At 73.2% G+C, this 12,861-nt stretch carries 11 protein-coding genes; 4 read left to right on the top strand and 7 right to left on the bottom strand.

The annotated features are described in order from the left end of the window. The first annotated feature begins 10 nt into the window (after nucleotides 1-10). Together BM342_RS03735 and BM342_RS03730 are read left to right on the top strand one after the other, a co-directional pair. Entirely contained in the window at nucleotides 11-1,693 is a 1,683-nt protein-coding gene (locus tag BM342_RS03735) for an MDR family MFS transporter (protein WP_092964145.1), read from the top strand. Nucleotides 1,694-1,883: 190 nt separating this feature from the next. Then, entirely contained in the window at nucleotides 1,884-3,575 is a 1,692-nt protein-coding gene (locus tag BM342_RS03730) for a long-chain-fatty-acid--CoA ligase (protein ID WP_092964144.1), read from the top strand. A gap of 183 nt (nucleotides 3,576-3,758) precedes the next feature. Here BM342_RS03730 and BM342_RS03725 read toward each other — a convergent pair whose 3' ends face one another. Together BM342_RS03725 and BM342_RS03720 are read right to left on the bottom strand one after the other, a co-directional pair. Further along, entirely contained in the window at nucleotides 3,759-4,454 is a 696-nt protein-coding gene (locus BM342_RS03725) for a LuxR C-terminal-related transcriptional regulator (RefSeq protein ID WP_092964143.1), read from the bottom strand. Continuing rightward, a complete protein-coding gene (locus BM342_RS03720; RefSeq protein ID WP_092964142.1) occupies nucleotides 4,447-5,646 on the bottom strand; it encodes an ATP-binding protein in 1,200 nt (399 codons plus the stop codon). The genes BM342_RS03725 and BM342_RS03720 overlap by 8 nt, the downstream gene beginning before the upstream one ends. A gap of 115 nt (nucleotides 5,647-5,761) precedes the next feature. Between BM342_RS03720 and BM342_RS03715 the strand changes: the two genes are divergently transcribed. Further along, on the top strand, nucleotides 5,762-7,573 hold the full coding sequence (locus BM342_RS03715) for a PspC domain-containing protein (protein ID WP_092964141.1): 1,812 nt from the start codon (nucleotides 5,762-5,764) through the stop codon (nucleotides 7,571-7,573). A gap of 8 nt (nucleotides 7,574-7,581) precedes the next feature. Beyond that, complete coding sequence (locus BM342_RS03710; RefSeq protein ID WP_092964140.1) at nucleotides 7,582-8,049, top strand: hypothetical protein; 468 nt, start codon at nucleotides 7,582-7,584, stop codon at nucleotides 8,047-8,049. A 151-nt stretch (nucleotides 8,050-8,200) separates the two neighbouring features. Here the strand turns inward: BM342_RS03710 and BM342_RS03705 are convergent, their stop codons facing one another. From BM342_RS03705 to BM342_RS03685, 5 genes are all read right to left on the bottom strand, one after another. Further along, nucleotides 8,201-9,508, bottom strand: a complete 1,308-nt coding sequence (locus BM342_RS03705) for a UDP-N-acetylmuramate dehydrogenase (protein ID WP_092966472.1) — start codon at nucleotides 9,506-9,508, stop codon at nucleotides 8,201-8,203. 16 nt (nucleotides 9,509-9,524) lie between these two features. Continuing rightward, entirely contained in the window at nucleotides 9,525-9,962 is a 438-nt protein-coding gene (locus tag BM342_RS03700; protein ID WP_092964139.1) for a MaoC family dehydratase, read from the bottom strand. Next, nucleotides 9,962-10,408 (bottom strand): FAS1-like dehydratase domain-containing protein, encoded by a 447-nt coding sequence (locus BM342_RS03695; protein ID WP_092964138.1) that lies wholly within the window; start codon nucleotides 10,406-10,408, stop codon nucleotides 9,962-9,964. Before BM342_RS03695 ends, BM342_RS03700 begins: the two co-directional genes overlap by 1 nt. Before the next feature lie 46 nt (nucleotides 10,409-10,454). After that, nucleotides 10,455-11,924, bottom strand: a complete 1,470-nt coding sequence (locus tag BM342_RS03690) for a basic amino acid/polyamine antiporter (RefSeq protein ID WP_092964137.1) — start codon at nucleotides 11,922-11,924, stop codon at nucleotides 10,455-10,457. 200 nt (nucleotides 11,925-12,124) lie between these two features. Then, nucleotides 12,125-12,742 carry a TetR/AcrR family transcriptional regulator gene (locus tag BM342_RS03685; RefSeq protein ID WP_177232046.1) on the bottom strand — a complete coding sequence of 206 codons (618 nt, stop codon included), beginning with the start codon at nucleotides 12,740-12,742 and terminating at the stop codon, nucleotides 12,125-12,127. Nucleotides 12,743-12,861: the final 119 nt, after the last annotated feature.

Raw genomic sequence — 12,861 nt, 5'->3', positions numbered from 1 at the left:
GGAAGCACCCATGACCTCTGCACGCACCGCCCCGCCCGGCGGCCCACTCGTCCTCACCCAACGACGCATCTGGATCATCTTCTCGGCGCTCATCGCCGGCATGCTGCTCTCGAGCCTCGACCAGACGATCGTCTCGACCGCGATGCCGACCATCGTCGGCGAGCTCGGCGGCGTCGAGCACCAGGCCTGGATCACGACCGCCTACTTGCTCGCGACGACCATCGTCATGCCGATCTACGGCAAGTTCGGCGACGTGCTCGGGCGGCGCAACCTGTTCCTCATCGCGATCGCGCTGTTCACCGTGGCATCCGTCGGCGCCGCCTTCGCCCCGACCTTCTGGGCCTTCGTCGCGTTCCGTGCGATGCAGGGCCTCGGCGGCGGCGGGCTCATGATCCTGTCGCAGGCGATCATCGCCGACATCGTGCCCGCCTCCGAGCGCGGCAAGTACATGGGTCCGCTCGGCGCGATCTTCGGCCTCTCGGCCGTGGCCGGCCCGCTCCTCGGCGGCTACTTCGTCGACCACTTGACGTGGCAGTGGGCGTTCTACATCAACATCCCGATCGGCATCGCGGCGTTCGCGATCGCCTGGTTCACGCTGACCCTGCCGAGCAAGAAGGCCGAGAAGAAGGTCGACGTGCTCGGGGTCATGCTCCTCTCGGCGGCGACCGTGTGCCTCATCTTCTTCACCGACTTCGGCGGCAGCGCCGACCACGGCTGGGACGCGATCGAGACGTGGGCGTGGGGCCTCGGCCTCCTCGCCGCGGCATCCGCCTTCGTGTTCACCGAGGCTCGCGCCGAGGACCCGATCATCCCGCTCTCGCTCTTCAAGAACCCGGTCTTCATCAACGCGACCGCGATCGGCTTCACGCTCGGCATCGGCATGTTCTCGGCCATCGCGTTCGTGCCGACGTTCCTGCAGATGTCGTCGGGCGCCTCGGCGACGGCATCCGGCCTGCTCATGCTGCCGATGATGGCCGGCATGATGGGCACCTCGATCTGGTCGGGCATCGCGATCTCGAGGTCGGGCCGCTACCGCGCCTACCCGATCGCGGGCACCGTCGTCACAGGGCTTGCCATGCTCGCCATGACGACGCTCTCTGCCGACACCCCGATCTGGCTGATCTGCGTGTACCTGTTCGTGTTCGGCGCGGGCCTCGGCCTCATCATGCAGGTCGTCGTGCTCGTGGTGCAGAACGCCGTGCCGGCCACCCAGGTGGGCACGGCGACCAGCACGAACAACTACTTCCGCGAGGTCGGCGCCTCGCTCGGCGTCGCGATCTTCGGCGCGATGTTCACGACCCGCCTGTCGGAGAACCTCACGAAGATCTTCACGGATGCCGGCGCGAGCGCCGCGCAGGCCGGCGACGCGATGTCGACGCTCGACCCGCAGCGCCTGTCCGAGCTGCCCGACCCCGTGCGCGACGCGATCGTGACGGCGTACGCCGACTCGCTCGCCCCCGTGTTCTGGTACCTGATCCCGTTCATCGCCGCGGCCTTCGTGCTCGCGCTCTTCCTCAAGCAGATCCCGCTCTCCGACGAGGCCGGCATGGTCGCGCGCGGCGAGGCGATCACGGGCGAGCAGGCGGATGCCGCCGAGCAGGCCATGCGCGACGGCGGAACCGTGGTGACGGGCCCGGCCGACGACGGCGATCCGGTCTCGACGGCGACCGGTTCGACGCCCGCGCAGCGCTGACGGCTGCGGCCGGCGGATCCGGCTGCCGCCGGCCGACGACTCCGGGGGCGCGCCTCGACACGGGCGCGCCCCCGGTCCATCGGCCCGGACCCGGCCGATCCGGCCTACGCTGGACGAGGCATCCGCTCACGCCGGAATCACGACGGGCATCACCGGCGAGACGTGCGCGTGGTGGCCTCGAGAGGCGCGAATGAACCCGTACGAACACCGGCCCTGGCTCGACCACTACGCCGACGCCGTGCCGCCCGAGATCGACGAGCCCACCCAGACCCTCGTCGACATGATCGACGACGCGGTGCGCCGGTTCCGCCGTCGGACGGCGCTCGAGTTCTTCGGCGCCGAGACGAGCTACCGCGACCTGGGATCGCAGATCGCCGCCGCGGCCGAGGGCCTGCGGCGACTCGGCGTGCAGGCGGGCGATCGCGTCGCGCTCGTGCTGCCGAACTGCCCTCAGCACGTCGCCGCGTTCTACGCCGTGCTGCGGCTCGGGGCGATCGTCGTCGAGCACAATCCGCTCTACACCCCGCCAGAGCTGCGCCACCAGTTCGAGGACCACGGCGCGCGCGTCGCGATCGTGTGGGACTCCATGGCCGACACGGTCGCGGAGTTCCCGAGCGACATCCGGCCCGAGCACATCGTGGCGGTCGACCTCACGCGCGCCCTGCCGTTCGGCAAGCGTCTCGCCCTCCGCCTTCCGGTGCCCGCGGCGCGGCGCTCGCGCCGCGCCCTCACGACGAAGCCGAAGGCCAGGGGGCTCGTCGACTGGCGACGGCTCGCCGACGGTCGGGCGCTCGCCAAGCGGCATCCGCGCCCGTCGCTCGACGACACCGCCGTGCTGCAGTACACGAGCGGCACCACGGGCACGCCCAAGGCCGCCGTGCTCAGTCACCGCAACCTGCGCGCGAACGCCATGCAGGGCCGGGCCTGGGTTCCGGGACTCGTCGAGGGCGACGAGGTCTTCTACGGCGTGCTGCCGCTCTTCCACGCCTACGGACTCACGCTCTGCCTCACGACGCCGATGAGCATCGGCGCGCGGCTCGTGCTGTTCCCGAAGTTCGACTCGGGCATGGTGCTCGACGCGGCCCGCCACTCGCCGCCCACGTTCCTGCCGGCCGTGCCGCCCATCTACGACCAGCTCGTGCGCGCCGCCGAACGACGGCCCGAGGCACTCGCGAGCATCCGCTACGCCATCTCGGGCGCCATGAGCCTGCCGATCGCGACCGTCGACCGCTGGGAGAGCGCGACCGGCGGCCTGCTCGTCGAGGGCTACGGCATGACCGAGAGCTCGCCCATCACCCTCGGCAACCCCATGGGGCCGACCCGGCGCCCCGGCACGGTCGGCGTGCCGTTCCCGAGCACCGAGATCCGCGTCGTCGACCCCGACGACCCCGAGGTCGACCGCCCCGCGGGCGAGACCGGCGAACTGCTCGTGCGCGGCCCGCAGGTGTTCCAGGGCTACTGGCGCAGGCCCGCCGAGACCGCCGAGACGCTGCTGCCCGGCGGCTGGCTGCGAACCGGCGACATCGTGCACGTCTCCGACGACGGCTTCGTCACGATCGTCGACCGCCGCAAGGAGCTCATCATCACGGGCGGGTTCAACGTGTCGCCCTCCGAGGTCGAGGCCGCGCTGCTCGCGCACCCCGATGTGCGCGGCGCCGCGGTCGTCGGCCTCCCCCGGGCCGACGGCGGCGAGACGGTCGCCGCGGGCGTCGAGCTCCGCGAGGGCGCGGTCTTCGACGAGACCGGCCTGCGCGACTTCTGCCGCACCAACCTCACGCCCTACAAGGTGCCCAAGCGCATCGAGCCGTTCGACGAGCTGCCCCGATCGCTCATCGGAAAGGTGCTGCGCCGCGAGGTGCGCGACGCGCTGCTCGAGCGGTAGCGGGGCCGCACACGGGCAGGCGGCAGGCCGGCGGGCGACCCTTCTCCAACCAGTCGGGAGGAGATTCGCGCGAGGGGAGGGCGGTTTCGCGCGCAGCATCCTCCCGTCGCACGGATCTCCTCCCGAACGCAGGCGAGCCGGCGAGCGGGCGAGCGGGCGCGCGGATGCCGCGGGCGGCCCGGGCTAGAGCAGGCGCCGGGCGTTGGCCCAGGCCGTGAGCTCGTGACGGCTCGAGAGCTGCAGCTTGCGCAGCACGGCCGAGACGTGCGACTCCACGGTCTTCGTCGAGATGAACAGCTCGGCCGCCACCTCCTTGTAGGCGTAGCCGCGGGCGATGAGGCGCATGACCTCCTGCTCGCGCGCCGAGAGCCGGTCGAGCTCGTCGCTCGCGGCGGCGGTCTCGCCGACGGCGGCCCCGAAGGCGTCGAGCACGAACCCGGCGAGCTTCGGGGAGAACACGGCGTCGCCGCTCGCGACGGCGTGCACCGCACGGCTGACGTCGGCCCCCGAGGAGCCCTTCGTGATGTAGCCGCGCGCGCCGGCGCGGATCACGCCGACGACGTCTTCGGCCTTGTCCGAGACGCTCAGCGCCAGGAACCTCGTGTCTGGCACGGATGCCGCCGCCCGGCGGATCACCTCGGCCCCGCCGCTCGTGCCGGCCGGCACGCCGACCCCGGGCAGGTGCACGTCGAGGAGCACGACGTCGGGCGCGGCATCCGTCACCGCCTGCACGGCGGACTCGACGTCGTGCGCCTCGCCCACGACCTCGATCGAGGCGTCGAGGTCGGCCTTCAGCCCCGAGCGGAAGATCGAATGGTCGTCGACGACGACCACCCGGACGCTGCCGTCCTGAGCCGGTCGATCGGATGCCTCAGCCACGCGTTCCCTCCGCTCCGATGCTGCCGATGCTGCCGACCCGCTCGGCGGGGAACCGCAGCCTGACCTCCGTGCCGACGCCGCCGGCCCCCGACCGCACCTGGCCGGATCCGCCGGCGCGGCGCATCCGCCCGATGATCGACTGGCGCACGCCGAGCCGGTCGGTCGGCACATCGGCGAGGTCGAACCCCGACCCGCGGTCGCGCACGAACACCTCGACCGCGTCGGGCGAGGCCTCGACGTAGACCGAGACCTCCCCGCCGGCGTGGCGCGCGGCGTTCAGCATGGCCTCACGCGCCGCCGCCGCGAGTTCGCCGCTCGCGCGCTCGCTCGACGAGCCGACGGCGACCACGTCGACGGTCACCGGGTACTCGATCTCGAGCGATGCCGCGAAGTCGCGCAGGTCGCTGCCGAGGTCGCTGTCGGCGGGCGCCTCGCCGTCGAAGAGCCAGTCGCGCAGTTCCCGCTCCTGCGCACGGGCGATGCGCGCGACCTCGCTCGTCGCTCCGGCCCGGTTCTGGATGAGCGCGAGGGTCTGCAGCACGGAGTCGTGGAGGTGCGCGGCGATCTCGCTGCGCTGCTCCTCGCGGATGCGCTTCGTGCGCTCCTCGGTGAGCTCGCGCCACGAGGTCACGAGCGTCGGCGCGTAGACGAGGCCGATGCCGAGCACCGCGGCGAGCGCGGCGAGGAAGGTCGGGGCCGGGTACCACGCGGCGGTCGGCCCCACGACGAGCGCCGCAGCGGTGACGAGCAGCAGGCCGGTCGCGACGAGGCGGATCGTGAGTTCATGCCTCGGCCCGCGCTCGGGCTCGGGCCGGTCGATGAAGCTCGCCCACGCGGCGGATGCCACGGCGAGCCCGACGCCCGCGAACACGATGCCGAACCACCATCCCGGCCCGGCCGCGGGCCCGCCGACGACGCGCCCGCTCGTCAACCAGCCCACGAGCAGCGACGCCGCCGACGCGGACACGAGCAGCCACGCGACCGGCGCCCGGCGGGTCGGACGCGACTCCCCCGGCTCCCACGGGGTCAGCGCCCAGAGCCACAGGTAGAGCAGCACACCCGCTCCTGCGGCGAGGCTCGTCACGACGAACGCCGCGCGCACCGCGAACACCGGCCAGCCGAGATGCGCGGCCAGGCCCGCCGCGACGCCGGTGGCGACGCAGGCGCGCGGGCGCGACATCCGGTGTTCCATGCCTGCAATCCAAGCAGACGAGGGTGTGCGCGGCCCCGCCCCCGAGCCCGGTTCAGGGTCGAATCAGGGACTCACCCCATGGCGGGCCCGCCGCCGCCGCTGCCAGCATCGAAGCATGGAGACGAACCAGACCGCCCCGCCGACCGACCCAGCGCCGGAAGGCGCGCAGGGGGACTCCGCGCAGACCGGACCGTCGGTCGACGGCGCGGTCGGTTCGGCTCCGGCAGGTGCACCCGGCGGTGCCGGCACGGGGTCCGCCACGGGATCCGGCGCGGGTCGCGGCACCGACGGGCGAGCGGATGCCGCGGGCGGGCCGTACGCCGCGACGCCGCCCGACACGACGGGCCCGGGCTTCTACGCCTGGCTCCGTCGCCTCGGGCTCCCCCGCCGCGCCGGATGGCTCGGCGGCGTGTGCGCCGGCATCGGCGCCCGCCTCGGCATCGACCCGATCATCGTCCGCGGCATCGTCGTGGTGGTCGCCGTGCTCGGCGCACCCTTCGTGCTGCTCTACGCGATCGCGTGGCTGCTGCTGCCCGACACCGACGGGCGCATCCACCTCGAGCAGCTCACGCGCGGCGTCGTCGACCCCGCGATCGTCGGCATCGCCGTCATGGCTGTGCTGGGGTTCATCCCGCTCGTGCAGGGCGGATGGCTCGGCTGGCAGTGGTGGGACGCGGATGCATGGCCCTCCCTCGCCGACCCGATCTTCGGCTTCAACCTCGTGGTGCCGCTGCGCATCATCTGGACCCTCCTCGTCGTGGGCGGCATCGTCGCCCTCGTCATCTGGCTCGTGCGGCGGTCGTCCACGTCCGCGGCGAGCTCCCCGAACCCCCCGGCCGGCGGCGCCGGCGCGCGAACGGCTTCCGCTGCCGACGCCGCCCGGTCGGGGACCCCGTACGGAGCGGCCGCCGCGCCGGCTCCGGTTCCCCCGGCGGACGGCGACACCCGCGCGTCGGGTGCGGATGCGGCATCCGCCGACGTGACGGATGCCGCGGCATCCGCCGACGTGACGGATGCCGCGTCCGCGACTCCCGCCGACGGTTCCGCCCCGACGGCCGAGCCGCCCGTGCCCGCGATGGGCGCAGACGCGGCCGCGATCGCCGAGTGGCGCGAGCAGCACGAGGCGTGGCGCATCGCCCACACCGAGTGGAAGGCCGGACAGGACGAGGCCATGCGTGCCGCGAAGGCGCAGGCCGCAGCCGAGAACCGCGAGAAGGCCCGTGCGCTGGCGGCCCAGGCCGACGCCGCCAGGGTCGCCCGACGGGCGAGCCGGCCCCGCGCGAGCGCCGCCTTCGTGTTCACGATGCTCGGCGTGAGCCTCATCGGCGGAGCCGTCGCGGCGCTCTGGGCGCTCGGATCCGCGGATGTCGCCGCCTTCGCGGTGCCGATCGCGCTCGCCGTCGCGACCCTGGCGCTCGCGCTCGGCATGGTCGTCGCGGCCCTGCGCCGCCGCCGCAGCGGAGCCCTCGCGTTCTTCACCTCGGTGTCGGCGCTGGCGATGCTCACGGGAGTCCTCGGAGCCTCCTTCGGCCAACAAGGCCTGCTCATCGGGCCGAGCACGAGCATCGAGCTCTCCGAGTCGCAGCAACTCGTGCAGCCGATCGGCGACGCCTACCTCACCGCCTTCCCGCTCGGCGACGCGCAGACGCCGGTGGTCGAACTGGTGCAGGGCGTCGGCGACGCGTGGATCAACGTGCAGGGCGGCGCCACGGTGCTGCTCGACGCGAGCGAGGCCGGTGACCTCGACGTCTTCGTCTTCGACGCCGACGGCGGCACCGGCAACCCGCAGCTCGGTGGCCTGGACCGCAGCGCCATCGTGCTCGGCGGCGAGACGGGCGTGCGGGCACTCCGGCCCGGAGAGCAGGTCGACGCCCGCCTCGACCTCACCCAGCGGACCGGCGACGTCCACATCCAGATCATGGAATGAGCGAACACATGACCGAGAACACCTCACGCCCCACCGACGCGGACGACGCCGCCGCCGACGCGACCGACGTCATCGACACGGATGCCGCGACCGAGGCCTTCGCCACGACCCCGCTGCCCCCGGCATCCGGGTCCCCGATGTTCGCGCCGCCCGCCGACCCCGCGGCATCCCTCGACGATGCCGTGTACGCGGCATCCGTCGCGCCCCTGCCTGCGCCCGTCGCCGCGGCGCGGCCGACCGTGCGCTGGGGCGCCCTCGTCTGGGCGCTCATCTTCGGCGCGACGGCGGCCCTGACGCTCTGGGTGCTCGTGGATCCGGCCAGGCGCCTCGCCGCCGACGAGTGGATCGCAGCCCTGAACCCGCTCGCCGCCTCGCTCTACGCCCTCATCGCGATCGGCGTCGTCGTCGCCCTCTTCGGCGTGGTCGGCCTCATCCGCCGCGGCGAGCGGGCGCGCCGGGCCGCAGTGCGCAGCTGACGCACCGCGCCCACCCCACCCACGCTCCCCGAGTTCGCGAGCGGAGGAGATTCGCGTGAGCGGAGGATGGTCCTGCGGAAGCAGGCCTCCGCTCGCGCGAATCTCCTCCGCTCGTGTGTGCGCTGGCGCTCGGCCTGCGCGCGGCGTCGAGCTACAGCGAGAGGCCCACGACCACCGGCTCGGGGTGCAGCAGGATGCCGAACTCGGACTGCACGCGGCTCCGCACGAAGCGCGCGAGCTCGGCGACCTCCTCGGCCGACGCTCCCCCGCGGTTCGTCAGCGCGAGCGTGTGCTTCGACGAGATCCCGGCGCGCGAGCCCGGCAGCGCGAACCCCCGCCCGATGCCGGCGCGCTCGATGAGCCAAGCCGCCGAGAGCTTGACGGCCGGTCGCGCCGACGCGGCATCCGTCACCTGAGCGGATGCCTCGAGCTCGGTCTGCAGTGCGAGGAACTGGTCGAGCGGCGACTCCTCGAGCGCGTTCGCGATGGGCACGACCTCGTCGACGGGCTCGGGATCGACGTACCAACGCGGCGCATCTGCGGGCAGCGAACGCGCGACGTGCTCGCCCACGATCGGGTTGGTGAAGAAGGATCCGGCGCTCGCCGTGTCGCGGTCGGCGGGGTCGAGCACCATGCCCTTCGAGGCGCGCAGGGCGAGCACGCTCTCGCGCACGCGCGCGATCGGCACGCGGTCGCCGAGATCGACGTGCAGGGCGCCGGCGAGCTGCGCGTACGCGACCGGCCGACCGAGGGCCTCGCCGAGCACGGCCCGCTCGGCGGCGGTGTCGTGCAGCGCGAGCTCGACCGAGACGACGATGCCCGCGAGGCCCTGCTTCAGCACCGACGTGCGGTAGCCGAGCTCGAGCTCGGCAGCGCTCATGCGGCGGGGCTCGGTGGCCCCCTCGTCGAGGAACTCGATCGCGACGAGCGTCGACTCGAGCTCCTGCCCGTAGGCGCCGATGTTCTGCACCGGGGCGGCGCCGACGCATCCGGGGATGCCCGAGAGCGCCTCGATGCCCGAGTACCCGCGCGCGACGGTCCAGGCGACGAGGTCGTCCCAGACCTCGCCGGCCTGCACGCGCACGTGCACGGTCGCGGCGTCGGGCCGGGCGTCGGCGCCGACTTGGCCGACCTGGTCGCCCGGGCCGCCAGGGCCGCCCGCGGCATCCGCACCGCCGTCGACGCCCGGAGCCGGGAGCACCTCGATGCCCTTGGTCGCGATGCGGATCACGGTGCCGTCGAAGCCCTCGTCGCCGACGAGCAGGTTCGAGCCGCCGCCGAGCGCCATCCAGGGTTCGACGTCGTTCCAGGCCGCCTCGGCGGCGTCGACGAGGTCGCGCTGCGTCGTGACCGTGACGAGTCGCCGGATCGGTCCGCCCACGCCGAGCGTCGTGAGATCGGCGAACGTCGGCGTGGTCGCGTCGGAGGCGGCGCCGGTCTCGGCGTCGATCGGGGTCATGTCGTCGAGGTCCACGTCAGCCGAGGACGACGCGGACCTGCGCCTTGCCGAGCACGGTCGCGCCGCCGAACGACACGGTGAGGTCGATGCGGGCCGCGCGAGCCTCGGCGTCGAGCTGGCCCACCTTGGCCGTCACGCTCACGGTCGCACCGAACGACGGGTCGACGACCACGGGGCGGGTGAAGCGCACCTGGTAGTCGAGCACCCTGCCGGGGTCGCCGGCCCAGTCGACGACGGGCTGCACCGCGAAGCCCATGGTGAGCATGCCGTGCGCGAGCACGCCGGGCAGGCCGACGGTGGCGGCGACGTCGTCGCGGTAGTGGATCGGGTTGAAGTCGCCTGAAGCTCCGGCGTAGCGCACGAGGGAGTCGCGGGTCAGCGCGAACTCCTGCTCGTCCACGACGTCGCCGACGGCGAGGGCATCGAACTCGGGGGTCTCGGTCACGGTGGCCATCACTCCTCGCCTCGCACGACGAGCGTCGAGATCGCGGTCACCACGTGCTCGCCCGCGGCATCGGTCACGTTCGTCTCGGCCGTCACCATCGAGTGCGGGCCGAGCGTCTTCACGCTCGACACCGTGAGCGTGGCGGTGAGCAGGTCGCCCGCGACGATCGGGCGCGTCGACGTGAACCGCTGGTCGCCGTGCACGACGCGGGTGAAGTCGATGCCGGCGTCGGGCTCGGCGAGCAGCTGCGCGAGCGTGTGCTCCTGCACGACGACCGCGAACGTCGGCGGCGCGACGACGTCGGCGTAGCCCGCGGCCTGCGCCGCAGCGGGGTCGAGGTTGATCGGATGCGTCGCGAACACGGCGCGCGCGAACTCGCGCACCTTCTCGCGACCGACGAGGTATGGCTCGGCCGGCGGGAAGACCCGCCCCTGCAGCTCGGGGTTCACTGGCACCCGGACAGTCTATTCGGCGAGCGGATGCCGCGGCCGGGCCTCCGCCTCAGATGGCGAGCCAGCCCGCCGTCAGGCCGACGATCGCGACGACGGCGCCCGCGAAGGCGACCGCGAGCACGACGACGTCGGCGGCGCCCGAGATGAGCGGGCGGCCGTTCTCCCGGCGCGCGATGAAGTAGAGCAGGGTCGCGGGCGCCTGCACGATGAGGGAGATGAGCAGCAGCTCGAGGCCGGCGCCGAGCAGCAGGAAGATCACGTAGGCCGTGGCGAGCGCCCCGATCACGAGTTCGGCGGTGCGCGAGCGGCGCGCCGCGGCATCCGTTCCGTAGCCGTCGCGCCGCACCGCGATCTTCAGCAGGAAGCCGGCCGCGAACAGGAGCGGCACGAGGGCGAGCGCGCTCGTGAGGTCGAGGGCGAAGCCGAACGCGTCGGCCGAGAAGAACGAGACGGCCAGCACGAGCTGGGCGAAGATCGTCGACCAGAGCAGCGCGGTCGTCGGCACGTCGCGCGAGCTCATGGTCGCGAACACGCGAGGGAAGTCGCCGTCGCGCGCGGCGGTGAAGACGACCTCGGCGGCCATGAGCGTCCAGGCGAGGTAGGCGCCGAGCACCGCGACGATGAGGGCGATGCTCACGAGCACGGCCCCCCACTCGCCCACGGCGGCCTCGAGCACGCCCGCCATCGACGGCTCCCGGAGCGCCGCGATCTCGTCGGCCGGCAGCACGCCGTACGACACGATCGTGACCGACGCGAAGACCGCGAGCACCGAGAGGAAGCCGAGCACGGTGGCCCTGCCGACATCCGCCCGCCGCCGTGCGTGCCGAGAGTAGACACTCGCCCCCTCGACGCCGAGGAACGCGAAGACCGTGACGAGCATGGTGCCGCGCACCTGGTCGAACAGCGGTCCCGCGTCGACGCCGCCGAGCAGGTTCGCCGCGAACACCTCGGGGTCGAGCACCGTGAGCGAGATGACGATGAACACGACGATCGGCACGAGCTTGGCGACCGTCACGATGCGGTTCACGGCCGCGGCCTCGCGCACGCCGCGGCGAACGAGCAGGAACGTCACCCAGAGCCCCGCGGTCGCGCCCAGCATCGCGACGACCGTGTCGCCGTCGCCGAGCGCGGGCAGCCACGCGCCGAGCGTCGACATGATGAGCACCCAGTAGGTGACGTTGCCGACGCACGCGCTCGCCCAGTAGCCGAACGCCGAGAAGAAGCCGAGCAGGTCGCCGAACCCCGTCTTCGCGTACGAGTACACGCCCGCGTCGAGGTGCGGCTTGCGGTTCGCGAGCGCCTGGAACGCGAACGCGAGCATGAGCATGCCCGTGCCGGCGATGGTCCACGCGATGAGCGCGCCGACGACGCCGGTGTTCGCGGCGAACTGGCCCGGCAGCGAGAACACGCCGGCGCCGACCATCGAGCCGACGACGACCGCGGTGAGGCTGCCGACGCCGAGGTGCACGGTGGGCGGTCGCCCCGGCGACTGCGCAGCGGTCGGTCGCGTCGTCGACATGGCTCCCCCGTTCGCCGTCCCCTGGCGCCGACGCTACACCGACGGGAAACGGCGGGGCGAGCGGATGCCGCGCGCGGGCGCGGACGCGAGTGGTCGCCATTCGCGCGTCGAGGCGACCACCCGGGTCCGCGGGGCGTCGTGCGCCCACCACCATCATGCTCAGGGCGAGCGGATGCCGCGGGCGGGCGTCGCGGGGTCGGTCAGCCCAGGATGCGGGCGAGGCGCCCGCGCAACGAGTCGATCAGGAACTCGAGGCCGAGCTCGAACGCCCGGTCGGAGCGCTCCTCGCCGTGCGGGGCGTCGTCGAGGAGGCGACCGAGGTTCTCGGTCTCGCCCTCGGGCTGCCAGACGTCGTGGGGCGAGGCGAGGTCGAGTCCCATGCCGATCGCGAAGGCGTCGAGGATCGCGATGACGCCGAGCACCTCGTCGTCGGGGAACCCGGCGGCGAGCAGCGTCGTCGCGAGGCGGTCGTAGCTGCCGATGACGTAGGGGTCGGTGATCGTCTTGCCCACGATGAGGGGCACGAGGTTCGGGTGCGCCGCGTACATGCGGCGCTGCGCGCGGAGCGTCTCGGCGACGACCTCGAACCACTCGCCCTCGGCGGCCTGGGCGCCGGCGTTCGCCTCGCGCGAGAAGCGTCCGCGCATGAGCTCGACTATGCCGTCGCGCCCGTCGACGTGGTTGTAGAGCGACGACGGCGTGACGCCGAGCTTGCGGGCGAGGGCGTTGACCCCGAACGGCTGGCCCGAGTCGACGAGTTCGAGCGCGGCATCCGCGATGCGATCGACCGAGAGCAGGGGCACCTTGGGCCTGGCCATGTACGCCTCCTCCATCGGATGTCGCGGGCACGACGGCCCGGGATGTCGCGGCTCGTGCTCCAGTCGCCACAGCTCGGCGGTGCCGAATGTCCCGGATCAGGGTAACCCTCTTCCCGGAT

The sequence above is a fragment of the Agromyces sp. CF514 genome (assembly GCF_900113185.1).
Classification (GTDB): domain Bacteria; phylum Actinomycetota; class Actinomycetes; order Actinomycetales; family Microbacteriaceae; genus Agromyces.
The sequence above is the reverse complement of the archived record's forward strand: the minus strand, read 5'-3'. Positions and strand labels throughout refer to the sequence as shown.

Coding starts and splice junctions, on each gene's coding strand:
- BM342_RS03685 (WP_177232046.1), bottom strand. CDS start 12,742: ATGGCCAGGCCCAAGGTGCCCCTGCTCTCGGTCGATCGCATCGCGGAT.
- BM342_RS03715 (WP_092964141.1), top strand. CDS start 5,762: ATGGAGACGAACCAGACCGCCCCGCCGACCGACCCAGCGCCGGAAGGC.
- BM342_RS03730 (WP_092964144.1), top strand. CDS start 1,884: ATGAACCCGTACGAACACCGGCCCTGGCTCGACCACTACGCCGACGCC.
- BM342_RS03705 (WP_092966472.1), bottom strand. CDS start 9,508: ATGACCCCGATCGACGCCGAGACCGGCGCCGCCTCCGACGCGACCACG.
- BM342_RS03700 (WP_092964139.1), bottom strand. CDS start 9,962: ATGGCCACCGTGACCGAGACCCCCGAGTTCGATGCCCTCGCCGTCGGC.
- BM342_RS03720 (WP_092964142.1), bottom strand. CDS start 5,646: ATGGAACACCGGATGTCGCGCCCGCGCGCCTGCGTCGCCACCGGCGTC.
- BM342_RS03710 (WP_092964140.1), top strand. CDS start 7,582: ATGACCGAGAACACCTCACGCCCCACCGACGCGGACGACGCCGCCGCC.
- BM342_RS03735 (WP_092964145.1), top strand. CDS start 11: ATGACCTCTGCACGCACCGCCCCGCCCGGCGGCCCACTCGTCCTCACC.
- BM342_RS03690 (WP_092964137.1), bottom strand. CDS start 11,924: ATGTCGACGACGCGACCGACCGCTGCGCAGTCGCCGGGGCGACCGCCC.